Source organism: Arthrobacter sp. Ld5, assembly GCF_051172775.1.
GTDB lineage: Bacteria > Actinomycetota > Actinomycetes > Actinomycetales > Micrococcaceae > Arthrobacter_D.
Map to the genome: position 1 here is coordinate 1 of NZ_JBPKBO010000001.1, position 22,839 is coordinate 22,839.

At 72.0% G+C, this 22,839-nt stretch carries 19 protein-coding genes and 1 rRNA gene; 14 read left to right on the forward strand and 6 right to left on the reverse strand.

What is annotated here, in order from left to right; genetic code table 11:
* From rrf to ACSGDB_RS00055, 11 genes are all read left to right on the forward strand, one after another.
* Positions 1-102 (forward strand): 5S ribosomal RNA (gene rrf / locus ACSGDB_RS00005); the annotation flags it as partial.
* A gap of 1,137 nt (positions 103-1,239) precedes the next feature.
* Positions 1,240-2,541 (forward strand): hypothetical protein, encoded by a 1,302-nt coding sequence (locus tag ACSGDB_RS00010; protein ID WP_434991813.1) that lies wholly within the window; start codon positions 1,240-1,242, stop codon positions 2,539-2,541.
* A complete protein-coding gene (locus ACSGDB_RS00015) occupies positions 2,534-3,520 on the forward strand; it encodes an HAD-IIA family hydrolase (protein WP_434991814.1) in 987 nt (328 codons plus the stop codon). The genes ACSGDB_RS00010 and ACSGDB_RS00015 overlap by 8 nt, the downstream gene beginning before the upstream one ends.
* Positions 3,521-3,568: 48 nt before the next feature.
* Positions 3,569-3,784 carry a hypothetical protein gene (locus tag ACSGDB_RS00020; RefSeq protein ID WP_434991815.1) on the forward strand — a complete coding sequence of 72 codons (216 nt, stop codon included), beginning with the start codon at positions 3,569-3,571 and terminating at the stop codon, positions 3,782-3,784.
* Positions 3,771-4,619, forward strand: coding sequence for a TlyA family RNA methyltransferase (locus tag ACSGDB_RS00025; protein WP_434991816.1), 849 nt, complete (start codon positions 3,771-3,773; stop codon positions 4,617-4,619). The genes ACSGDB_RS00020 and ACSGDB_RS00025 overlap by 14 nt, the downstream gene beginning before the upstream one ends.
* Positions 4,612-5,538: an NAD kinase gene (locus ACSGDB_RS00030; RefSeq protein ID WP_434991817.1), complete on the forward strand. Its 927-nt coding sequence runs from the start codon at positions 4,612-4,614 to the stop codon at positions 5,536-5,538. The genes ACSGDB_RS00025 and ACSGDB_RS00030 overlap by 8 nt, the downstream gene beginning before the upstream one ends.
* Positions 5,535-7,262 carry a DNA repair protein RecN gene (gene recN, locus ACSGDB_RS00035; RefSeq protein ID WP_434991819.1) on the forward strand — a complete coding sequence of 576 codons (1,728 nt, stop codon included), beginning with the start codon at positions 5,535-5,537 and terminating at the stop codon, positions 7,260-7,262. The genes ACSGDB_RS00030 and recN overlap by 4 nt, the downstream gene beginning before the upstream one ends.
* Positions 7,259-8,959, forward strand: a complete 1,701-nt coding sequence (locus ACSGDB_RS00040) for a CTP synthase (protein ID WP_434991820.1) — start codon at positions 7,259-7,261, stop codon at positions 8,957-8,959. The genes recN and ACSGDB_RS00040 overlap by 4 nt, the downstream gene beginning before the upstream one ends.
* 1 nt (position 8,960) lies before the next feature.
* On the forward strand, positions 8,961-9,647 hold the full coding sequence (locus tag ACSGDB_RS00045) for an NUDIX domain-containing protein (protein ID WP_434991821.1): 687 nt from the start codon (positions 8,961-8,963) through the stop codon (positions 9,645-9,647).
* 5 nt (positions 9,648-9,652) lie between these two features.
* Positions 9,653-10,615, forward strand: coding sequence for a site-specific tyrosine recombinase XerD (xerD, locus tag ACSGDB_RS00050; protein ID WP_434991823.1), 963 nt, complete (start codon positions 9,653-9,655; stop codon positions 10,613-10,615).
* Positions 10,608-11,168, forward strand: a complete 561-nt coding sequence (locus tag ACSGDB_RS00055) for an 8-oxo-dGTP diphosphatase (protein ID WP_434991825.1) — start codon at positions 10,608-10,610, stop codon at positions 11,166-11,168. The genes xerD and ACSGDB_RS00055 overlap by 8 nt, the downstream gene beginning before the upstream one ends.
* Positions 11,169-11,193: 25 nt before the next feature.
* On the opposite strand, the gene ACSGDB_RS00060 is transcribed toward ACSGDB_RS00055, so the two are convergent.
* From ACSGDB_RS00060 to ACSGDB_RS00075, 4 genes are read right to left on the reverse strand one after another with little or no spacing between them, the layout of a single operon-like run.
* The gene (locus ACSGDB_RS00060) at positions 11,194-12,336 is read right to left on the reverse strand and encodes a bifunctional 2-methylcitrate synthase/citrate synthase (protein ID WP_434991827.1); all 1,143 of its coding nucleotides are present in this window, start codon (positions 12,334-12,336) and stop codon (positions 11,194-11,196) included.
* Positions 12,333-13,289 carry a methylisocitrate lyase gene (prpB, locus tag ACSGDB_RS00065; protein WP_434991828.1) on the reverse strand — a complete coding sequence of 319 codons (957 nt, stop codon included), beginning with the start codon at positions 13,287-13,289 and terminating at the stop codon, positions 12,333-12,335. Before prpB ends, ACSGDB_RS00060 begins: the two co-directional genes overlap by 4 nt.
* A 9-nt stretch (positions 13,290-13,298) precedes the next feature.
* Positions 13,299-14,819 (reverse strand): MmgE/PrpD family protein, encoded by a 1,521-nt coding sequence (locus ACSGDB_RS00070; protein WP_434991830.1) that lies wholly within the window; start codon positions 14,817-14,819, stop codon positions 13,299-13,301.
* A gap of 29 nt (positions 14,820-14,848) precedes the next feature.
* Positions 14,849-15,493, reverse strand: a complete 645-nt coding sequence (locus ACSGDB_RS00075; protein ID WP_434991832.1) for a GntR family transcriptional regulator — start codon at positions 15,491-15,493, stop codon at positions 14,849-14,851.
* Between the two features lie 203 nt (positions 15,494-15,696).
* Here ACSGDB_RS00075 and ACSGDB_RS00080 point away from each other — a divergent pair, with 203 nt between their 5' ends.
* Positions 15,697-17,652, forward strand: coding sequence for an AMP-binding protein (locus ACSGDB_RS00080; RefSeq protein ID WP_434991833.1), 1,956 nt, complete (start codon positions 15,697-15,699; stop codon positions 17,650-17,652).
* Between the two features lie 4 nt (positions 17,653-17,656).
* On the opposite strand, the gene ACSGDB_RS00085 is transcribed toward ACSGDB_RS00080, so the two are convergent.
* Complete coding sequence (locus ACSGDB_RS00085; protein ID WP_434991835.1) at positions 17,657-18,379, reverse strand: response regulator; 723 nt, start codon at positions 18,377-18,379, stop codon at positions 17,657-17,659.
* Complete coding sequence (locus tag ACSGDB_RS00090; protein ID WP_434991837.1) at positions 18,376-20,025, reverse strand: ATP-binding protein; 1,650 nt, start codon at positions 20,023-20,025, stop codon at positions 18,376-18,378. Before ACSGDB_RS00090 ends, ACSGDB_RS00085 begins: the two co-directional genes overlap by 4 nt.
* A 200-nt stretch (positions 20,026-20,225) precedes the next feature.
* On the opposite strand from ACSGDB_RS00090, the gene ACSGDB_RS00095 reads away from it, so the two are divergent.
* Together ACSGDB_RS00095 and ACSGDB_RS00100 are read left to right on the forward strand one after the other, a co-directional pair.
* Positions 20,226-21,644 carry a cation:dicarboxylate symporter family transporter gene (locus ACSGDB_RS00095; protein ID WP_434991838.1) on the forward strand — a complete coding sequence of 473 codons (1,419 nt, stop codon included), beginning with the start codon at positions 20,226-20,228 and terminating at the stop codon, positions 21,642-21,644.
* 296 nt (positions 21,645-21,940) lie between these two features.
* A complete protein-coding gene (locus tag ACSGDB_RS00100) occupies positions 21,941-22,828 on the forward strand; it encodes a ParA family protein (RefSeq protein ID WP_434991840.1) in 888 nt (295 codons plus the stop codon).
* The last annotated feature ends 11 nt before the right edge of the window (positions 22,829-22,839 follow it).

The following is a 22,839-nucleotide window of genomic DNA, read 5'->3' on the forward strand; positions in this document are numbered from 1 at the left end:
GTGGGGGAAACGCCCGGTCCCATTCCGAACCCGGAAGCTAAGACCCACAGCGCCGATGGTACTGCACCCGAGAGAGTGTGGGAGAGTAGGACACCGCCGGACAACCATTCAACGGAAAGACCCCACCCCACGGTGGGGTCTTTCCCGTTAACCACCACCCGTGCAGGGACCGGGACGCCGGCCCACCGAGGCGTGTATCACAACGGGCGGATCCCGGCATCACGATGGAGTGGCGCCGGCCGCTTCGTGGTTCCATAGATGAGTAGTACCCCGTGACCAGAAGTACCCACAGCACAATAGAGACCCGCCGGCAGAGATGCCGGAACCCGATGAGAGGACCGCGCTGCCATGGCTGAGCAGGAGCACACCGCCGGACGAGACGGAGACCCCCGCCGGTCGGATCAGACGCCGGACGGCAGTCGGGAAGGGTCCGGTCAGCCCCAGCGCCGTCACTCCTGGGGCTCGAAGTCGGGCGGCCAGGCTGCTCGTCCGTCGACTCCCCGGGCAGGGGAAGAGGGTAGCTCCGGGAGCGTGGACCGGGCCCCGGGCGATGGCTCCCCACGGACCGGGCGGCCGTTGTCGGGCGGCAGCGCAGGACGATCATCCGGCGACCGGCCGGCGTGGAAGGGGCAGTCGGATACGCGCGGCACGGGAAGCAGGAGCGGACGGCCGCAACGCGACGGTCAGAACGAGCGGCGCGATCCCGCGGATCGCCCGCGCGGCGAGAGGGCGGGCCAGCGCGACGAGAGGGCGGGCCAGGGTGGCGGTGCCCGTGGTCCGTGGAATGAACGCAAGGGCCAGGGACCCGACCGGTCCGCGCCCCGTTCGACGGATCATTCCGCAGGAGGGCCGGAGGATGGACGGGGTGACCGGTTGCGTGGATCGGCGTCCCGCGGTGGGTCGTCGTCGGGGTCCGCTTCGGACCGGCAGAGCCGCCCGTCCGGGCGCGGCCAGGCGCCGACGAAGCGGTCGGACGAAGGACGGGAGCGTCCCTGGCAGTCGCGATCCTCGTCCGGGGAGGGACAGTCCGCCGGCCAGCGGCGTTCGCCCGAGCGGGGGAATTCCCACCGCCGGCCGTCGGATCGCCAGGAGCGGGGCGCCGGTACCGGGCGCCGGGACGGCGACCGCTCGCAGGGCTACGGACCGGACGAGTCCGCGGCGTCGCGCCCCCACAACGCGCGGGATCTTCGCAGTGCGAACCGACCGGATCGGGAGCGTTCTCCCGAGATCGACGAGGACGTGAAGGGCGACGAACTCGACCGTGTGACGCGGGCCCAGATCCGCAACCTCGAGGAGCGAAGCGCCCTGTGGGTCGCCAAGCACCTCGTGATGGCGGGTAGGCTCCTCGACATCGACCCCGAGCTGGCCTTCCAGCATGCCCTCGCGGCCAGCCGCCGCGGCGGCCGTCTGGCCGCCGTCCGGGAAGCCGTCGGACTGACGGCATACGGCGCGGGGCACTACGGGGAAGCACTGCGTGAGTTCCGGACATTCCGCAGGATCAGCGGATCCAACGTCCACCTCCCTGTGATGGCCGACTGTGAGCGCGGCCTGGGGCGTCCCGACAGGGCACTGGACCTGGCCCGCAGCGAGGAGGCCGAGTCGCTGGACGCCGCGGGCAAGGCGGAACTCGCCATGGTGGTGTCCGGTGCGCGCACCGACCTGGGTCAGCCCGACGCAGCCGTCGCCGCGCTGGAGATCCCCCAGCTCGACCTGCACCGGGCGTTCTCCTTCACCCCCCGCCTGTTCCGCGCCTACGCGGCGGCACTCGACGCGGCCGGCCGGACCGGTGAGTCCGAGAAGTGGCGGCGCCAGGCACGGGTCGCGGAGAAGGCCCTCGGCCTGGACGACGAGCTCGAGCCCGACATCATCGACCTCGGCGAGGACGACGAGCCCGCTCCCGTCGTCGTGCCGAAGGTGGTCGAAGTCCTCGGTGCACCGGCCGCCGCGCCCGCGGGTACGGATGCCGAAGGACCGGGAAGCGACGGGCCGGCAGTCGAGGATCGTGCCGACGACGACCAGCTTCCCCTGGGCGCGTTGGACGGCGCTGCGGCCGAGGACCTCCACGAGGGGCAGCGAGAGCCTGACGATGCTCCGGCGCAGACCGAGGAACCTGCAGATGCTTCGCCGACCGGCGGCGTGCAGACGGTCGTCGCCCTGACGGACGACGCGGCCGCAGTGCCGACGGACGAGGAGGTCTCGTCCGTGGGGAACGCAGGGACCGCGAGGGACGAGCCGTCCGTGGAGGACGACGGCGGAGCAGAGGGCGAGGCTGCAGGCGCAGGACCGGTACCCGTCGATGCCATTCCGGCCGGCGAGTCCGCGGCCTCTGCGCAGCCGCTGCAGGCCGAGATGCTGTTCAGCATGGATGATGCGGGGGCTGCGGATCTCGAGCCGTCGACCGCCGAGGGCGCGAAGGGCACCAAGGGCACGAAGGAGGCCGAGGCCGCCAGGGCCGCCGGCGCCGTGAGTGCCCCGTCGGCCTCCGTCGAGTTCTCCGCGGCGTCCGAGCCGGCGCCGTCCCAGGATGCCGTCGATGACTGACCGCCTGATCGACGCCCACGACGGCGTGCTCGCCGATCTCGACGGCGTCGTGTACGCCGGACCGCACGCCATCCCGGGGGCCACCGCCGCCCTGGACCGGCTCGCCGAGGAGGGCAAGAGCCTCGCCTACGTGACGAACAATGCGTCGCGCTCCTCCGAGCAGGTGGCCGCCCACCTCCGGGAGCTGGGAGCGCCGGCCCGTGCCGAGCAGGTCTTCGGGTCCGCGCTGGCCGGCGCCGAACTGCTGGCCGGCCTCGTGCCCCCCGGCTCGCCGGTGCTCGTGGTCGGCAGCGAGCCCCTCGCGGAGTGCGTGCGGCAGCAGGGGCTCGTCGTCGTGGGATCGGCGGAGGACGAGCCGGACGCCGTGATCCAGGGATTCTCGCCCGCCCTCGGGTGGAAGGACCTCGCGGAGGCGGCGTACGCCGTCGCCGCCGGCGCCGTGTGGGTGGCGACCAACACGGACCTCTCCATCCCGCAGGCGCGCGGGCTCGCACCCGGGAACGGGACCCTCGTCGCTGCGGTGGCCGCCGCGACCGGCCGGTCGCCCGTGGTGGCCGGCAAACCGGAGGCGGCCCTCTTCCGGACGGCCGCGCACCATTCGGGCGCCGAGCGCGCCCTCGTGGTGGGGGACCGCCTCGACACGGACATCCTGGGCGGCAACCGGGCCGGCATGGCCACGGCGCTGGTCCTCACGGGCGTGGACTCCGTCAGGACCGCGCTGGCCGCACGCACCGACGAGCGACCGGACTATCTCCTCGAATCCCTGGCCGCCCTGTACGAGGCCTACCCCGCGATCACCCGCGCCGATGGCGCGGCCACGTGCGGCGGGTCGACGGCCCGGGTCTCGGACGCGACGGTCACCATCACCGGACGCGAGGACGACGTCGACAGCTGGCGCGCCGCCTGCGCCGCCTGGTGGGCCGCCCACCCGGAGGCGACGGCGGCCGTGCCTGCCGTGCGCTTCGAGACCGCTGACTAGGGTGGGAGCAGGACGAACCGGACGAGCAGTGCACCAGGGAGGGATCGGATGAACGAGGCGCAGGCCGCCGCTCCGGGGGACGGGACGCCGTCGTCAGGGACGGCCGACACGACCGTCGAGCAGATCCTCGGCCTCCTCGAGGGGCTCGGCGACCTCCCCGTCGCGGACCACGCCGGCGTGTACCTGGACGTCCACGACCGCCTCAGCGGCGAACTGGATCCGGACCGTGCGCTCCGCCGGGCGGGAGCCCATGGCACGGCTTGACCAGGAACTCGTGGCCCGGGGGCTCGCGCGGTCCCGCTCGCACGCGGCCCAGCTGATCGGTGCGGGCCGGGTGCTCCGGGACGGTGTTGTGGCACGGAAGCCCTCGACCCCCGTCCCGGCCGGGGTCGCGCTCTCCGTCGAGGGACAGGGCGAGGACTACGTGAGCCGCGCCGGCACCAAGCTCGACGGCGCCCTGCGCGCCTTCCCCGGCGTCGACCCGGCCGGTCGGCGCTGCCTCGACGCCGGGGCGTCCACCGGCGGGTTCACCGACGTCCTGCTCCGGCGCGGCGCGCGCGAGGTCGCGGCGGTCGACGTCGGCCACGGGCAGCTCGTGCAGCAGCTGCGCGACGACCCGCGGGTGCACGTGTTCGAGGGCATGAACATCCGCCACCTCGACCCCGCGGACATCGGGGGACCGGTCGAGCTGACCGTTGCGGACCTGTCCTTCATCTCCCTCCGGCTGGTCCTGCCGTCCCTGGCGGGCGCCACGCTCCCGGGCGGTGACCTGCTGCTGATGGTGAAGCCCCAGTTCGAGGTGGGTCGCAGCGGTCTGAACCGTCTCGGCGTCGTCACGTCGCCGGAGGCCCGTCGTCGCGCGGTGGCGGGCGTGCTGCGCAGTGCCCTCGAGGGCGGGCTGGAGATCGCCGGAGTGGAACAGAGCGGACTGCCCGGGCAGGATGGCAATCTGGAGTACTTCGTGTGGATAAAGATGCCGACCCGGACGATGGTGCCTAGGATCGAGGGGGAGCTCGACCGGTTGACGGAACAGGCACTCGCACGGGCAGCACTCTTCCCGCCGCCCCGACCGACCAATCAGACGGAGCTTGATGAGTAGACGAATCCTGGTGCTCGCGCACACCGGCCGCAGGAACGCGATGGCTGCGGCGCAGGAGGCATGCACCCGCCTCCACGCCCTCGGGCTCCAGCCCGTCATGCGGCAGGAGGAACTCGCCGATCTCCAGGACGAGTACGGGGCCCTCGCGGCGCCCGCCGAGGAGCTGGGCGACGGCGTCGACTTCGGCGACGTCGAACTCGTCATGGTCCTCGGCGGCGACGGCACCATCCTGCGCGCGGCCGAGCTCGTGCGGGAGGCCGACATCCCGCTGCTCGGCGTCAACCTCGGGCATGTGGGCTTCCTCGCGGAGAGCGAGCGGGCCGATCTCGCCGAGACGGTGCGCTGGGTCGCCGACCGCAGCTACACCGTCGAGGAGAGGACCACCATCGAGGTCCTCGTCTGGCAGGGCGACACCCTCCTCGGGCGCAGCTGGGCGCTGAACGAGGCCGCCATCGAGAAGGCGAACCGCGAACGCATGATCGAGGTGGTCATGGAGGTCGACGGCCGCCCGGTGAGTTCGTTCGGCTGCGACGGCGTGGTCCTCGCCACGCCCACCGGGTCGACCGCGTACGGGTTCTCCGCCGGCGGCCCCATCGTCTGGCCGGAGGTCGAGGCACTGCTCATGGTGCCCATCAGCGCCCACGCCCTGTTCGCGAAGCCCCTCGTCGTCGCGCCCACGTCCGTCCTCGCCGTCGAACTGCTGACCCGCACCGACGCCTCGGGCGTGCTGTGGTGCGATGGACGCCGGAGCCTCGACCTGCCACCCGGCGCGCGCGTCGAGGTGCGGCGTTCCGACAACCCGGTGCGCCTCGCCCGCACCCGGCAGACGCCGTTCTCCGAGCGCCTCGTCCGCAAGTTCGAACTGCCCACCCAGGGGTGGCGGGGCCCCGTGCAGCACCAGGACGGACCAACACGATGATCGAGGAGATGCGGATCCGCGACCTGGGCGTCATCACCGACGCCACCCTCCGCCTCGGGCCCGGCCTGACCGTCGTCACGGGTGAGACCGGCGCGGGCAAGACGATGGTCATCACGGCCCTCGGGCTGCTCCGTGGCGCCCGGTCCGACGCCGGCGCCGTCCGGCTCGGCGCCGGCTCCGCGTCCGCCGAGGCCGTCCTGCGCCTCGATCCCGCGAGCCCTGCCATCCTGCGGGCCGCCGAGGCGGGCGCCGCCCTGGAGGAGTACGACGGCGCCGCGGAACTGATCCTCGCCCGTACCGTGACGAGCGAGGGCCGCAGCCGTGCGTATGTGGGCGGCCGCGCCGCGCCCGTCGGGGTCCTCGCCGAGCTGGGCGACGAACTCGTCGTCGTGCACGGGCAGTCGGACCAGCTGCGGCTGAAGGGTGCCGCCGCGCAGCGGCAGGCGCTCGACAAATTCGGTGGGAAGCCCGTCGAGGAGGCCCTCCACGCCTACGGCGAGGCGTTCCGCCAGTGGCGTGACGCCCTGGCCGAGCGCGACCGGCTGAGGAGCGAGGCCCGGGAACGGCTGCGGGAGGCCGAGGGCCTCGAGGCGGCGTTGACGGAGATCGGCGAGCTCGACCCGCAGCCGGGGGAGGACGTCGCCCTGAAGGCCGAGTCGATGCGGCTCGGCAATGTGGAGGAGCTCCGCACCGCGGCCCTGGTGGCCCACCAGGCCCTCGTGTCCGAGGACATCGGGGCGGCCGCGGACGCCGTCTCCCTGGTGGACGAGGCGAAGCGCCAGCTCGAGGCCGTCGCCGAGCACGACGCCGACCTCGGCAGGCTGGCCGAGCGGCTCGCCGAAGTGGGCTACCTCCTGGCCGACATCTCGGCGGAGCTGGCCGGGTACGGGACGGCGCTGGACAGCGAGGGTGCCGGCCGGCTCGAGGAGGTGGAGTCGCGGCGTGCCGCCCTCTCCGTCCTCGTCCGGAAGTACGCCCCCACCATCGACGAGGTGCTGGCCTGGCAGGAGGACGCCGTCAAACGGCTGCTCGAGCTCAGCGGCGATTCCTCCCGCGTGGAGGAGCTCGACGACGTCATCGCCGACCTCGACCGGCAGGTGCACGGGCTCGCGGACGACCTGTCCTCCCTGCGACGCGCGGCGGCCGAGAGCCTCGCGCGCAAGGTGAGCGACGAACTCACGGCGCTGGCCATGCCGGACGCCGAACTGCTCATCGAGGTCACGCCCGGCGAGGCGCTGACCGTCCACGGCGCGGACGACATCGCCTTCAACCTGCAGCCGCATCCCGGCTCCGCTCCGCGCGCCCTGGGGAAGGGCGCCTCCGGCGGAGAGCTGTCCCGCGTCATGCTCGCCATCGAGGTGGTCCTCGCCGCCGTCGACCCCGTGCCCACCTTCGTGTTCGACGAAGTGGACGCGGGCGTCGGCGGCAAGGCCGCCGTCGAGATCGGCCGCCGGCTGGCCATGCTGGCCGGGCACGTGCAGGTCATCGTGGTGACCCACCTCCCGCAGGTCGCCGCCTTCGCCGCCCGGCACATCCGCGTCACCAAGAACGTCTCGCGGGACGGGGAGGGCGGGGGAGTGACGGCCAGCGACGTGGAGGTGCTCTCCGACGACGAACGCGTCCGCGAGCTCGCGAGGATGCTCGCAGGTCAGGAGGACTCGGCGTCGGCACGGGCACACGCCGAGGAACTGCTCGCTGATGCTGCCCGGACCGCCGCTCGGTGATAGTCTCGAATTCCGTGGCGCAGCAACTAAACTCCCGGTTCCTTAAATCCGCAACGACCAAGCACATCTTCGTGACCGGCGGTGTGGCCTCCTCACTCGGCAAGGGACTGACGGCCTCCAGCCTGGGTCACCTCCTGAGGGCCCGCGGCCTCTCCGTGACGATGCAGAAGCTTGATCCCTACCTCAACGTCGACCCCGGCACGATGAACCCGTTCCAGCACGGCGAGGTGTTCGTGACGGACGACGGCGCAGAGACCGACCTCGACATCGGGCACTACGAGCGGTTCCTCGACGAGAACCTCGACGGGTCGGCGAACGTCACGACCGGCCAGGTGTACTCGACGGTCATCGCGAAGGAACGCCGCGGCGAGTACCTCGGCGACACCGTGCAGGTCATCCCGCACATCACCGACGAGATCAAGCGCCGCATGCGCCTCCCCGCCGAGCACGCGCCCGGCAGGAAGACCCCGGACGTCATCATCACCGAGATCGGCGGGACGGTCGGCGACATCGAGTCGCAGCCCTTCCTCGAATCGGCCCGCCAGGTCCGCCAGGACATCGGCCGCAACAACGTCTTCTTCCTCCACGTCTCCCTGGTCCCGTACATCGGGCCCTCCCAGGAACTCAAGACCAAGCCCACCCAGCACTCGGTGGCGATGCTGCGCTCCATCGGTATCCAGCCCGACGCCATCGTGATCCGCTCGGACCGGGAGGTGCCGGCGGCGATGCGCGAGAAGATCGGCCGCATGTGCGACGTCGACATCGACGCGGTCGTCAACGCGGCCGACGCCCCGAGCATCTACGACATCCCCAAGACGCTCCACGCCCAGGGCCTCGACGCGTACATCGTGCAGGCGCTCGACCTGAAGTTCAAGGACGTCAACTGGACGCGGTGGAACAAGCTCCTCGACGTCGTCCACAACCCGAAGCACCACGTCGAGGTGGCGCTCGTCGGCAAGTACATCGACCTGCCCGACGCCTACCTGTCCGTCACGGAGGCCCTGCGCGCCGGCGGCTTCGCGAACAAGGCGAAGGTCACCATCAAGTGGGTCCCCTCCGACGAGTGCCAGACCCCGGAGGGCGCCGCGCAGGCCCTCGACGGCGTCGACGCCATCTGCATCCCCGGAGGCTTTGGCATCCGCGGGCTGGAGGGCAAGCTCGGCGCCCTGACCTACGCCCGGGAGAACAAGATCCCCACCCTGGGCCTCTGCCTCGGACTGCAGTGCATGGTCATCGAATACGCCCGGAACGTCGTCGGCCTCGACGGCGCGTCGTCGAGCGAGTTCGAGCCGGACACGAAGTACCCGGTCATCGCGACCATGGCCGAGCAGCGCCACATCGTCAGCGGCGAGGGCGACATGGGCGGCACCATGCGGCTGGGCCGCTGGGAGGCCAAGCTCCAGGAGGGCTCCGTGGTCGCCGGGACGTACGGCAGGACGACGGTCTTCGAGCGGCACCGCCACCGCTACGAGGTGAACAACGAGTACCGCGACCAGATCGCGGACGCGGGCCTGGTGTTCTCCGGCACGACGACGGACGGCAAGCTGGTCGAGTTCGCCGAACTGCCGAAGGACGTGCACCCGTACTACGTCGCGACGCAGGCCCACCCCGAACTGGGATCGCGCCCCACACGGCCCCACCCGCTGTTCGCCGGCCTGGTCAAGGCGGCCCTCGAACGCCGCGGCGCGAAGGTCTGACGTGCGGACACGGGGGAACAGCGACGCCGGGTTCGGCGACGAGCAGAGCCCACGCCGGCTCCTCGGGACCACCACGGTCTACGAGGGGCGGGTCTGGGACGTCGTCAGCGAGCAGTTCACGCTGACCGTCGACGGCGAGGCCATCACGCGGGACTTCATCCGGCATCCGGGCGCCGTCGCCGTGCTCGTCCTGAACGACGACGGCCAGGTCCTCCTGCTGCGCCAGTACCGGCACCCCGTCCGCATGGCGCTGTGGGAGATCCCGGCGGGGCTGCTCGACGAGGAGGGGGAGGACTTCGTCGACGCCGCTGCCCGCGAACTCGCGGAGGAAGCCGACCTCACGGCGGACCGATGGGACGTCCTCGTCGACCTGTTCCTCTCACCGGGTTCCTCCTCGGAGGCCCTGCGCGTCTACCTGGCGCGCGACATCGGGGACGTCCCCGAGGACGAGCGGCACACGCGCACGCACGAGGAAGCCGAGATCGAGCTGAAGTGGGTGGACCTCGACGCCGCCGTGGAGGCGGTCCTCGCGGGACGCATCCACAGCCCGTCGGCGGCCGCCGCGATCCTCGCGGCCCGGGTGGCGCGCGAGGACGGCTTCGCGGGCCTGCGCCCGGCGTCGACCCCCTGGCCCGAGCACCCCAGCCAGCGCTCCGCCTGGCCTCGCGGTGCGGTGCTCGGGGACTGACGGCCATGCCGGGAACGGCACCCGCGGGCGACGACGGACCGCTGGCCGGCCTGGTCCGCGACTACCTGCAGTACATGTCCGTGGAACGGGGCCTGTCGGCCAACACCCTCGCGGCGTACCGCCGCGACCTCCGGCGGTACGGGGCGTTCCTCGCGTCCCGGGGCGCGCAGGACGCCGCCCGCATCACGCGCCATGACGTCTCCGCCTTCGCCCAGGCCGTCGTCTCGGGGGAGGACGGGCAGTCGCCCCTGAGCCCGCGGTCCGCGGCACGGACCGTCGTCGCGGTACGCGGACTGCACCGGTTCTGGGCCCTGGAGGGCATCACGGAGGGGGACCCGGCCCGCGACGTGCACCCGCCCCTGGCCGGGCGACGCCTGCCGAAGGCCATCCCCGTCCCCGAGGTGGTGCGGATCCTCGAGGCCGTCGACACCGCGTCGCCGTCGGGCCGCCGGGACCGCGCCCTGCTCGAATTCCTGTACTCGACCGGGGCCCGGATCAGCGAGGCGGTCGGCCTGGACGTCGACGACGTCTCCGTCGACGACGCCACCGACGGGCCCGCCGTCGTCCGGCTCACCGGCAAGGGGTCGAAGGAGCGCCTCGTGCCCGTTGGCTCCTACGCCGCACGGGCCGTCGACGCGTACCTCGTCCAGGGACGCCCCGGGCTGGCCGCGAAGGGCACGGGCAGCCCCGCCCTGTTCCTCAACATGCGGGGCGGGCGCCTCAGCCGCCAGAGCGCCTGGACCATCCTGAAGACCGCGGCCGAGCGCGCCGGCGTCACCCGCGAGGTCTCTCCGCACACCCTCCGCCACTCCTTCGCCACGCACCTGCTGGAGGGCGGGGCGGACGTCCGCGTGGTCCAGGAACTCCTCGGCCATGCGTCGGTCACCACCACGCAGGTCTACACGCTCGTCACGGCCGACACGCTGCGGGAAGTGTATGCCGCCGCCCATCCGCGGGCCCGTGCCTGAGCCGGGGGCGCCGGGCTGGGCCGCCGACCCTGCGCCCGCCGGCGGGTGGGTGGGCATCGACGGCGTCGACTACCGGCGGGTGGTCCTGTGCTTCCTCTTCCGGGACGGCAGAGTCCCGGACGGCGACGGCCGGCAGGTGCTGCTCGGCCTCAAGCGCACCGGGTTCGGTACCGGCAGGGTCGTGGCCCTCGGCGGGAAGATCGACGGCGCGGAAACCGCCCGGGAGGCGGCGGTGCGCGAGGTCGCGGAGGAGAGCGGCATCATCCTCGTGCCGTCGGCGGTGCGCGCGGCCGGCACGATCACGTGGCGGTTCCCCGCCCAGCCGGCCTGGAACATGGCGGCGTCCCTGTTCACGGCCGAGGCCGGGAACGCCGCGCCCGTCGCGTGCGAGGAGATCGACCCGCGGTGGTATGCCGTCGACGCCATCCCCTGGCAGGACATGTGGCAGGACGCGCCGCACTGGATCCCGCAGCTCCTCGCGGGGCGGCCGGTCCGCGCCACGATCGTGATGGCGTCCGACAGCGAGGGCATCGCCGACGCCGTCGTGGACTGACCACGACGGCGTCCGCGCGCCGGCATCAGCCCCCGACGTGCCGTTCGTCCGGCCCGTTGTAGAGGCTCAGCGGACGAATGAGCGAGTTGGCGGACGACTGCTCCATGATGTGCGCCGTCCAGCCGGTGATGCGCGCAGCGATGAACAGCGGGGTGAACATCTCCGTGTCGAAGCCCATGAGGTGGTAGGTGGGCCCGGCCGGGTAGTCCAGGTTCGGCTTGATCCCCTTGGCCTCGTCCATGGCCGTCTCGAGGCCCGAGTACAGCCCCAGGATCTCGCTGCGGCCGTAGTACGCGATCATGGCGTCGAGCGCGGACTTCATGGTGGGGACGCGGGAGTCGCCGTTCTTGTAGACGCGGTGCCCGAAGCCCATGACCTTCTTCTTCGCGGCCAGCGCCTCCTCCATCCACGCCTTCGCACGGGCGGCCGCCTCCTCGGCCGACTCGTCCTCCCGGATGCCGATCTCCTCGAAGGTGTGCATGACGGCCTCGTTCGCCCCGCCGTGCAGGGCACCCTTGAGGGCGCCGATCGCGCCGGTCACGGCGGAGTGCAGGTCGGAGAGGGTGGAGGTGATGACCCGCGCGGTGAATGTCGACGCGTTGAAGGAGTGCTCCGCGTACAGGACCATCGACACGTCGAACGCGTGGACCACCTCGGCGGGGGCCTCCTCGCCGAAGGTCATCCACAGGAAGTTGGCGGAGTAGCCGAGGTCGTCGCGGGGCTCCACGCGGGCCTGCCCGCGGCGGCGGCGCTGGTCGTAGGCGACGACGGCGGGGAACACCGCGAACAGCGTGGCGGCCTTCTCCATGTTCGCCGCGACCGAGCTGTCGTTCGCCAGCGGGTGGCAGGCGCCCAGCACGGAGACGGCCGTCCGGGCCACGTCCATCGGGTGGGCCGTGAGCGGCAGCAGGTCGATGGCCGCGACCACCTGCTCCGGGAGGGCCCGGTGCGCGCGCTCGAAGGCGTCGAACCGCGTCCGCTCCTCCGGACCGGGCAGTTCACCGTTCCACAGCAGGTAGGCGACGTCCTCGACGTCGCGGTGCCCGGCGAGTTCCTGCACGGGGTAGCCCCGGTACAGGAGCGAATTGGTGTCCGGGTTGACCTTCGAGATAGCGGTGGTGTCCACCACGACTCCCGCGAGCCCCTTGTGGATCTGTGGTTCTGTCACGCGTGGTCCTCCTGTGCAGTCGGTCGTGCGGAGCCGGACCCGCCCGACGGGCGGCCCCCGGGAATCTCGAAGTCGAACACGGAGGAGTCGAAGCGGTTGTAGCCCTCGTAGTCCACCAGCTCGTAGAGCCGGCTCCGCGTCTGCATGTGCTGGACGGCCGGCTCCTGGGTGCCCTGCGTCCGGATCGAGTCCAGCGTACGCTCGGCGGCGCCCATCGCACTGCGCAGCAGCGTGACGGGATAGATCACCATGGTGACGCCGACCTCCTGCAGCTGCTCGACGGTGAAGAGCTCGCTCTTGCCGAACTCGGTCATGTTGGCCAGGATCGGCACGTCCACCGCGGCGCGGACGGCACGGAACTCCTCGAGGCTCCGCAGGGCTTCCGGGAAGATGGCGTCGGCCCCCGCCTCGACGAGGGCCCTCGACCGCTCGCAGGCGGCCTCCAGCGTGTCCGTGCCGCGGATGTCGGTGCGCGCCATGATGAGGAAGTCCGGGTCCCGACGGGCGTCGGCGGCGGCCCGGATGCGCTTCACGGCGGTGTCGAGGTCGACGACGTTCTTCCCGTCCAGGTGGCCGCAGCGCTTGGGGTTGAACTGGTCCTCGATGTGGCAGCCGGCGAGGCCCGCGTTCTCGAGTTCCTGCACGCTGCGGGCCACGTTCATCGGCTCGCCGAAGCCCGTGTCGGCGTCGACGATGCAGGGCAGGTCGGTCATGCGCGCGATCTGCCCGGCGCGGTGCGCGACCTCCGTCAGGGTGGTGAGGCCGATGTCGGGCAGGCCGAGGTCGGCGGCGATCACCGCCCCGGAGATGTAGACGCCGTCGAAGCCCTTGTCGGCGATGAGGCGGGCCGAGAGCGGGTTGAAGGCGCCCGGGAACTGCTGGACGCGCCCGGAGGCGAGCCCGTCCCGGAGCGCCCGGCGCTTCTGTTCGGGGGAAACGCTCGAGTACAGCACGGCGGCCGCCTAGAGGAGTCCCTGCGGCGCGGACGCCGCATCGATGACGCCGGGGCGGGCGAGGATGTTCAGCTGCCCCAGTGAGCCGGCCGGCAGGTCCGGCAACTGCTCGACGGCGGCGAGGAACCGGTCCAGCTCGGCGTCCTCGACGATGCCCGCGGCGAGCATGCGCAGCTTCGCGATGTAGTCGGCCCGGGCGAACGGGCGGGCGCCGAGGGGATGGGCGTCCGCCACGGCGATCTCGTCGGTGAGCACCGTCCCGTCCGTGAGCGTGATCTCCACGCGCCCGCCGAAGGCCTTCTCCGCGATGTCCAGGGAGTGGTAGCGGCGCGTCCACTCGGGGTCCTCGAGCGTGGTGACCTTGTGCCACAGCGCCACGGTGTCCGGCCGCGCGGCGCGCTCGGGGGCGTAGGAGTCCTCATGGTGCCAGCGGCCGTCCTGCAGGGCGACGGTGAAGATGTACGGGATCGAGTGGTCGAGCGTCTCCCGGGAGGCGGAGGGATCGTACTTCTGCGGATCGTTGGCGCCGGAGCCGATCACGTAGTGGGTGTGGTGGGAGGTGTGGATGACGACGGACGCCACGTTCTCCGGGTCCGTGGCCTCGGGGTGCGCGCCGTGGAGGCGGCGGGCGAGGTCGATCCACGCCTGGGCCTGGTACTCGGCCGAGTGCTCCTTGGTGTAGGTGTCGAGGATGGCACGCTTCGGCTCGCCGGGAGCGGGCAGGGGCACCTCGTAGGCGGCCGTCGGCCCGTCCAGCAGCCACGCGATCACGCCGTCCTCGCCCTCGTAGATGGGGGTGGGGGAGGTCTGGCCGCGCATGGCGCGGTCGACGGCCTCGACGGCCATCTTCCCGGCGAAGGCCGGGGCGTGGGCCTTCCACGTGGAGATCTCGCCCTTGCGGGACTGGCGGGTCGCCGTCGTCGTGTGCAGGGCCTGTCCGACGGCGTGGAAGATGACGCCGGCGTCGAGCCCGAGCAGCGTGCCGATGCCTGCCGCGGCGGACGGGCCGAGGTGCGCCACGTGGTCGATCTTGTGCTCGTGGAGGCAGATGGCCTTCACGAGGTCCACCTGGATCTCGTAGCCTGTGGCGATCGCCCGGACGAGGTCCCGGCCCGAGGCGCCCGTGTGCTGCGCCGCGGCGAGGACGGGCGGGATGTTGTCGCCCGGGTGCGAGTAGTCCGCGGCGAGGAACGTGTCGTGGTAGTCGAGTTCGCGCACGGCGACGCCGTTGGCCCATGCGGCCCATTCGGCGGAGACGGGGGAGTCGACGCCGAAGACGGCGGCGCCCGCGCCGTGCACGGAGACCGGGTGGCTCAGCGCCTGCGCGCGGGCCGCGACGACCGGTGCACGGTTCAGGGACGCGATGGCCACGGACGCGTTGTCGATGATCCGGTTGATCACCATGTCGGTGACCTCGGGCGTGACCTCGACGGGATCGGTGGCGACCTCGGCGATCTTCCAGGCGAGCTGGCCCTCCCGGGGGAGGTTCTCCTCACTGCGGTGGACGCGGACGGGGTGGAGTTCGACCATGGTGTTCCTCTCGGTGCTGCGGGGCTGGTTCAGGACTGGTGCGGGGTCGGGGCGAGCAGGTGCTGGAGGCTGGTGTGGAGGTGCACGCGCATCGAGGCCTCCGCGAGATCAGGGTTGCCGGTGCTCAGGGCGAGGGCGATCTGCTCGTGTTCGCGGGCCGAGGCCAGGAGGCGGTGCGGATGGTCCCGGGCCAGCCGCCGGATCCGGGCCAGATGGGTGCGGATCGGTTTCTGGGCCTGCAGCAGGTAGGGGTTCCCTGCGGCGTCGTCGATCCGCTGGTCCAGGCGTGCGACGAGGGCGTAGTACGCGTCCCGGCCGCCGTCGTCGTCCCCGATGAGGCTCCCGGCGCGGGCGAATTCCCCGGCGAGCGCCGCGAACACGGCGCGGTCACCGCGCACGGCGGCGAGCCGGACGGCAGCGCACTCGAGGGGCAGGCGGACGTCGAAGAGATCGGCGACGGCCGCCAGGGAGATCGCGGAGACGACGACGCCGCGGCCGGTGTGCGGGCTGGCGAGGCCTTCGGCGACGAGCCGGGAGAGCGCCTCGCGCAGGGGGGTCCGGGAGACGCCGAGGCGCGCCGACTGCTCCACCTCGGCGAGCACGTCGCCCGGGGCCAGCCGCCATTCGACGATGTCCGAGCGCAGGAGGGCGTAGGCCCGATCGCTGGCCCGCATGCGCGTCTCCTCCCGTGGCGTCCCGGGGATCCCAGTGGTCCCGATGGTGTCCGCCATCACGGCACACATCGGGTCCAATGTATACAGAACGGCGCCGGGGAACAAGAACGGACGGTTCCCGACCGGACCCGGCCGCCCTCTGTGTATACAGCAGGGCATGGTGAATACTGGTCCTCACCAACCACGCGCGACGAGGGGCGACCATGGCTGCTGAACACGATGCCGCACACGATGCCGGACCCGGGGCGGTCCCCGGGCAGGACTACCGACGGCTGCACGCGCAGAGCCTCGCGGACCCGGAGCGGTTCTGGCTGGAGGCCGCGGACGCGGTCGACTGGATCCGTCCGCCCTCGGCCGCCGTGGACGGCTCGGACGCACCCCTGTACCGCTGGTTCCCCGGGGCGAGCCTGAACACCAGTCACAACGCGCTGGACCGCCACGTCGAGGCGGGGCGGGGCGACCAGGCGGCTCTCGTGTACGACTCCGCGATGCTCGGCACCCGCCGCACGCTCACGTACGCCGAGCTCCGCGACGAGGTGGCCGTCTTCGCCGGTGTCCTCACCCGACTGGGCGTCCGGAAGGGCGACCGTGTGCTCGTCTACCTGCCCATGATCCCCGAGGCCGCCGTGGCCATGCTCGCGTGCGCGCGGATCGGCGCCGTCCACTCCGTGGTCTTCGGCGGCTTCGCCGCCGCCGAACTCGCCGCGCGCATCAGGGACGCGCGGCCGTCCGCGGTCGTGACCGCGGACGGCGGCATCGAACCCGCACGGCGCGTCGAGTATCTTCCCGCGGTCCAGGAGGCGTTGGCGCTCGCCGACAGCGCCGGGACGCCCGTCGTCGTCAAGCAACGGGACGGGTTCAGCCACGGCGTCGCGGGGTACCGGGAGCCGGGGACGCGGTGGCTGGACTGGGACGAGGCCGCCGCCGCCGCGGACCCCGTCCCGCCGGTGGAGGTCGCCGCGACCGACCCGCTCTACATCCTCTACACCTCCGGCACCACGGGATCCCCGAAGGGCGTGGTGCGCGACAACGGCGGCCATGCCGTCGCGCTCACCTGGTCCATGCGGGCGATCTTCGGTGTGGGACCGGGCGACACCATGCTGACGGCGTCCGACGTCGGCTGGGTGGTGGGCCACTCCTACATCGTCTACGGGCCGCTCCTGGCCGGCGCCACGACGGTCCTCTACGAGGGGAAGCCCGTGGGGACCCCCGACGCCGGGGCCTTCGGCCGGCTCGTCGCGGAGCACCGCGTGAAGGCCCTGTTCACCGCGCCCACCGCCCTGCGGTCCATCCGGCGGGCGGACCCGACGGGCGCGGCCGTCCGCTCGCACGACCTCTCCTCGCTGGAGACGCTCTTCTCGGCAGGTGAGCGGCTGGACACGGGGACCTCCGAGTGGATCGGGGAGGTCCTCGGCGTCCCGGTGGTCGACAACTGGTGGCAGACGGAGACCGGGTGGCCCATCTGCGCGAACCCGCGCGGACTGGGCGGCGTGCCGCTGAAGCCCGGCTCGCCGTCGCTGCCCTCGCCCGGGTACGACGTCGTGATCCTCGACCCCGGCGGGTCCCCGGTGCCGGCCGGCACCGAGGGGAGCATCGCCCTCCGCCTGCCGCTTCCGCCCGGCACGCTGACGACCCTGTGGGGCAGCGACGACCGCTACCGGGACGCGTACCTCGGCGACTTCGAGGGTTTCTACACCAGCGGGGACTCCGGCTACCTGGACGAGGACGGCTACCTGTTCGTCATGGGCCGCACCGACGACGTCATCAACGTCGCCGGCCACCGGCTCTCCACCGGCGCCATCGAGCAGGTGATCGCGCAGCACCCCGCCGTGGCGGAATGCGCGGTGCTCGGGCTGCAGGACCCGGTGAAGGGCCAGCGCGCGAGCGGCTACGTGGTCCTCAAGGCCGGTGTCTCCATCGACCCGGGGATGCTCGAGGCCGACCTCGTCGCGATGGTCCGCCGGACGATCGGCCCCGTGGCCGACTTCCGGTCCGCCGTCGTCGTCGAGGCGCTGCCGAAGACGCGTTCGGGCAAGATCCTGCGGAAGACGATGCGGCAGATGGCCGCCGGCACCGCGTACGCCGTCCCCTCCACCATCGAGGACCCCTCCGTCCTCGAGGCGCTGGAGCCCCTGCTGCGCCCCTCGGTCGCCGGCTGACGCGCTACCGCCCCGGCGGGGTCCGCGCCCACGTGTACTCGAACTCGGGGCGGCCCCGGGTGCCGTAGCGCGGCGTCCGCAGGACCGACTTCCGGTCGGCGAGGTACTCGAGGTACCGCCGTGCCGTGACCCGGGACATGGACAGGGCCTCGGAGACCTCGACGGCGGAGGTGGGCTCGTGCAACTGCTTCAGGACCCCCGAGACGGCGCGCAGGGTCTCCGCCGACAGGCCCTTCGGGAGGGCCGCCACGGTGGCCGGCCGGAGCGACGCGAAGGCCTGGTCCACCTCCTCCTGCGTGGTGGCCGAGGCCTGCTCCACGAGGTTGCGGCGGAAGTCCCGGTAGGCGTCGAGCTTCTCCCGGAACGCCGGGAAGGTGAACGGCTTGATGAGGTACTGCACGATCCCGGAGGAGATCGCCGAGCGCACCACCTGCAGGTCCCGTACTGCGGTGATCGCGATGATGTCCACCGGGAGCCCGAGACCGCGGAGGCGGCGGATGATGTCCAGCCCGTGCGCGTCCGGCAGGTTCATGTCGAGCAGGATGAGGTCGACGGCGGACGCGCCGCGCCCCGGTTCCTCACCCCCCAGCCGGAGGAAGGCCGCGAGCTCCGCGCCGCTCCGCGCGATGCCCGCGAGCTCGAACCCCTCGAGCCTGCGGACGTACTCGGCGTGGGCGTCCGCAGCGATCCTGTCGTCCTCCACGACGAGGACGCGGATGACGCTCATCCGCCCACCCGCCCGGCGGTCCGGTGCGCGAGGGGCAGCCGGACCGTGAACCGTGCACCGCCGTCGTCCGTGTCCGTCACGTCGATCGACCCGGCGAAGCGCCGGACCGCCTGGCGGACGAGGGTGAGGCCGATGCCGCGTCCCGCGGGCGTCCCGTCCGCCGCCCCGCGCGGCTCCTTCGTGCTGTAGCCGAAGTCGAAGATCCTCCCCTTCTCGGAGTCGGGCAGCCCGTTGCCGTTGTCCTCCACCACGATCTCGAGGGTCGGGGCGCCATCGTCCACGCGCCGCACGGTGAGACCGACGCGGGGCTCCCCGGAGCGGGCGGCCTCGTCGAACGCGTTGTCGAGGAGGTTCCCGATCACCGTCACGAGGTCCACGGGATCGAGGGAGCCCGCCTGCGCGTCGGAGGCGATGTCCGAGGTGAGCTCGATCCCGCGCTCGTGGGCCTGGGCCGCCTTGCCGACCAGGAGTGCCGCGATGAACGGCGCGTCCACGGCGTCCACCACCTCGTCCGTGAACCGCTGCGACTGCTGCAGGTCCCGGGTCGCGAAGTCCACGGCCTCGTCGGCCCTGCCGAGTTCCATCAGCGAGACGATGGTGTGCAGGCGGTTGGCGTGCTCGTGCGTCTGCGAGCGCAGCGCGTCGGTGAGGGTCCGCATGGTCTCGATCTGGCCCGTCAGCGCCTCGATCTCGGTGTGGTCGCGCAGGGTCGTCACGGTGCCCAGGGCGCCCTGGGCCGGGGCGGTCCGGCCCGGGGGAGCAGGCGGGACCGCGGGCTCCTGGTTGACCACGAGCACGCGGGAGTCCGTGAGGTGCACCTCGTCCACGGCGCGCCGGCCCGAGGCGAGCAGCCGGCGCAGCGACGGCGGCACCGCCAGGCGCGACGCCGCCACGGGGTCCTGCGATCCGTCGAGCCCGAGGAGCCGGGCCGCCTGGTCGTTGTAGAGCACGAGGTGCCCGGCCGCGTCGGTCAGGAGCAGCCCCTCCCGCACCGAGTGGAGCACCGAGTCGTAGAACACGAACGTGCGCGAGAGCTCGGCCGGCCCCATGCCCAGCGTCGCGTCCCGGAGGCGACGGCTGAGCAGGAACGACGCGAGGCCTCCCAGGGCCAGCGCGCCCAGGGCGACGACGGCGACGAGCGGGAGCTGCGCATTCCGCGCGATGCCGGCCCGGTCCACGGTGATGCCCGAGGCGACCATCGCCCGCACGGTCCCGGCGTCGTCCACGACGGGGACGATGGCGCGGATGGACGGGCCGAGGGTCCCGGCATACGTCTCCGAGTGCGTCCTCCCGGCCAGGGCCTCGTCCACGGACCCGAGATAGGGCCCGCCGATCTCCTCCGGGTTGCGGTGCGTGAAGCGCGTGCGGTCGGTCGCCATGATCGTGATGAAGTCCACCCCCAGGCGGTCCATCACCTCGACCGCATAGGGCTGCAGCGTCGCCGAGGGATCCGGGCCCTGGACGGCCGCCAGGACGGCGGGCTCGAGGGCGATCGACGTGGAGACCGCGACCATCCGCTCGGCCGCGGCGTCGTCCACGCCGCGGGCGGCGTCGAGGTAGAGGACCACCGACAGGGACGCGGAGAGGACCACGATGAACGCGAGCTGCGCGACGAAGAACTGGCGGGCGAGGCTCCATCGACTCACGCGGTTCCCCGCTCCTTCCGAGATTGGTCCCCAGCCCCGCACGACCATGACCAGTATGAACGCAATCGTGATCCGGGTCACTCGCACCGGCACGATGGGGAGGAACGACTCAACACTACGCTTCCTGGCCAGACCCCCGCGGACGAAGAACGACCTTCCCGCCGGTGCCCGCCGGGCGGCCGACACCAAGGGAGAACAGCATGGCCATGACGACGGCGCGGTCCGAGAGCGGACCGGCACAACCCCGGAAGCGGGTCGACAGGACCCACTTCCTGTACATCGCGGTCATCGCGGCGGTGATCCTCGGAGCCGTCCTCGGCCTCGTCGCCCCCGAGTTCGCCAAGGCCCTCAAGCCCCTCGGCACCGGATTCATCAACCTGATCAAGATGATGATCGCCCCGATCATCTTCTGCACCATCGTGCTCGGGGTCGGCTCGATCGCGAAGGCCGCGACCGTCGGCAAGGTGGGCGGACTGGCGCTCGGCTACTTCATGCTCATGTCGACCTTCGCGCTCGCGATCGGCCTCGTCGTCGGCAACCTCATCCAGCCGGGTGAGGGCCTGGACATCTCGTCCTCGACGTACACGGTGCCGGAGTCCGCCGAGGGCGGCGAGGGCGGGACGGTCGGGTTCCTGCTCAGCATCATCCCGACCACCCTGCTCTCCGCCCTGACCGGCCCGAGCATCCTCCAGACGCTGTTCGTCGCGCTCCTCGTCGGCTTCGCGCTGCAGAAGATGGGGGCAGCCGGCCGCCCGATCCTCCGGGGCATCGGGCACATCCAGGCGCTCGTCTTCCGCATCCTCGTCATGATCATGTGGCTCGCGCCGATCGGTGCCTTCGGCGCCATTGCCGCCGTCGTGGGCGAGACCGGCGTGCAGGCCATCATCAGCATGGCCACCCTCATGGTCGCCTTCTACGTCACCTGCGTCCTGTTCATCGTGATCATCCTGGGCGGCCTGCTGAAGCTCGTCACCGGCGTCAGCATCTTCAAGCTCATGAAGTACCTCGGCCGCGAGTACCTGCTGATCTTCAGCACCTCGTCCTCCGAGGCGGCCCTGCCCCGCCTGATCGCGAAGATGGAGCACCTCGGCGTCTCGAAGCCCGTCGTCGGCGTCACCGTGCCCACCGGGTACTCCTTCAACCTCGACGGCACCGCCATCTACCTGACGATGGCCTCCCTGTTCGTCGCCGAGGCGCTCGGCAAGCCGCTGGCCCTCGGCGAGCAGATCTCGCTGCTTGTCTTCATGATCATCGCCTCCAAGGGTGCGGCGGGCGTCACCGGCGCCGGCCTGGCCACCCTCGCCGGCGGGCTGCAGTCCCACCGCCCCGACCTGGTCGACGGCGTGGGCCTGATCGTGGGCATCGACCGCTTCATGTCCGAGGCGCGCGCGCTCAGCAACTTCACCGGCAACGCCGTCGCGACCGTCCTCATCGGCACCTGGACCCGGGAGATCGACCGTGCCCGGGTGGACGAGGTCCTCGAGGGTCGCGAACCCTTCGACGAGGCGACCATGAGCACCGACCACCGCTTCGACAACGACGACGCCCCCGTCGACTCGGTCGAGCGGAGCTCGGCCCTCGAGACCGACGCCGCGGTGGCAGCGCCCGCCGCACGCTGACCGTCGCCCGGCGGGGCACCCCGCCGGGCGAGGCGACGGATCGCAGGCGGAACCGCACGAGAAGGACCGACGGCGACGGACCGGGCACCCCGGCCGTCGCCGTCGGCGTCCCGCGGGCGGGGACCCCGTCCGCGGGACCAGCCTTCGACCTCAGGTGGAGGATGAAGGCTCGTCCCCCTTCGACGCCGATCTTCACGACGGCCGCCCTCGGCGTTGTACCGTTGACCTAGAGAAACGCGGCCCTGTGCGATGCCGGGCCGGCCTGCACCGACATTGATGGAAGCGTGGAGACATACGTGAGTAGCGACCAGGGTTCAACGACCCTGCCCAGCCCGGCGGACCTGGAACTGGGCCCCACCGGCCGCCCCGTGACGGATTTCCCGGAGCCGACGGTCCTGGATGCGCACGGCCCGGCGAGGGTCATCGCGATGGTGAACCAGAAGGGCGGGGTCGGCAAGACGACGTCCACCATCAACCTCGGCGCCGCGCTCGCCGAGGCGGGCCGCAAGGTCCTGCTGGTCGACTTCGATCCGCAGGGTGCCCTCTCCGCCGGCCTCGGCACGAACCCGCACGAGCTCGACGTCACCGTCTACAACGTCCTCATGGACCGCAAGGTCTCCATCCAGGACGCCATCCAGCACACCGCGATCGAGAACATCGACCTGCTGCCCGCCAACATCGACCTCTCCGCCGCCGAGGTGCAGCTGGTCAACGAGGTGGCCCGCGAGCAGGTCCTCGACCGCGCGCTGCGCAAGGTCTCGGACGACTACGACGTCATCCTCATCGACTGCCAGCCGTCGCTGGGGCTGCTCACCGTGAACGCGCTCACCGCGGCGCACGGCGTCATCATCCCGCTGATCTGCGAGTTCTTCGCGCTGCGCGCGGTGGCCCTGCTGGTCGAGACCATCGAGAAGGTGCAGGACCGCCTGAACCCGCGGCTGCAGATCGACGGCGTGCTCGCGACCATGTACGACGCCCGGACGCTCCACAGCCGCGAGGTCATCGCGCGCCTCGTCGAGGCCTTCGGCGACAAGGTCTTCGAGACCGTCATCAAGCGCACCATCAAGTTCGCCGATGCGACGGTGGCGGCCGAACCCATCACCTCCTACGCGGCCAACCACTCCGGCGCGGACGCCTACCGCCGTCTCGCCAAGGAGCTCATCAGCAGGGGCGGAGCACCGTAGTGCAGGCGCCC

Bases quoted from the DNA above. Each gene is read 5' to 3' on its own strand.
- ACSGDB_RS00015 (WP_434991814.1), top strand. From the start codon at position 2,534: ATGACTGACCGCCTGATCGACGCCCACGACGGCGTGCTCGCCGATCTC.
- ACSGDB_RS00020 (WP_434991815.1), top strand. From the start codon at position 3,569: ATGAACGAGGCGCAGGCCGCCGCTCCGGGGGACGGGACGCCGTCGTCA.
- ACSGDB_RS00025 (WP_434991816.1), top strand. From the start codon at position 3,771: ATGGCACGGCTTGACCAGGAACTCGTGGCCCGGGGGCTCGCGCGGTCC.
- ACSGDB_RS00030 (WP_434991817.1), top strand. From the start codon at position 4,612: ATGAGTAGACGAATCCTGGTGCTCGCGCACACCGGCCGCAGGAACGCG.
- recN (WP_434991819.1), top strand. From the start codon at position 5,535: ATGATCGAGGAGATGCGGATCCGCGACCTGGGCGTCATCACCGACGCC.
- xerD (WP_434991823.1), top strand. From the start codon at position 9,653: ATGCCGGGAACGGCACCCGCGGGCGACGACGGACCGCTGGCCGGCCTG.
- ACSGDB_RS00070 (WP_434991830.1), bottom strand. From the start codon at position 14,819: ATGGTCGAACTCCACCCCGTCCGCGTCCACCGCAGTGAGGAGAACCTC.
- ACSGDB_RS00075 (WP_434991832.1), bottom strand. From the start codon at position 15,493: ATGCGGGCCAGCGATCGGGCCTACGCCCTCCTGCGCTCGGACATCGTC.
- ACSGDB_RS00080 (WP_434991833.1), top strand. From the start codon at position 15,697: ATGGCTGCTGAACACGATGCCGCACACGATGCCGGACCCGGGGCGGTC.
- ACSGDB_RS00085 (WP_434991835.1), bottom strand. From the start codon at position 18,379: ATGAGCGTCATCCGCGTCCTCGTCGTGGAGGACGACAGGATCGCTGCG.
- ACSGDB_RS00095 (WP_434991838.1), top strand. From the start codon at position 20,226: ATGGCCATGACGACGGCGCGGTCCGAGAGCGGACCGGCACAACCCCGG.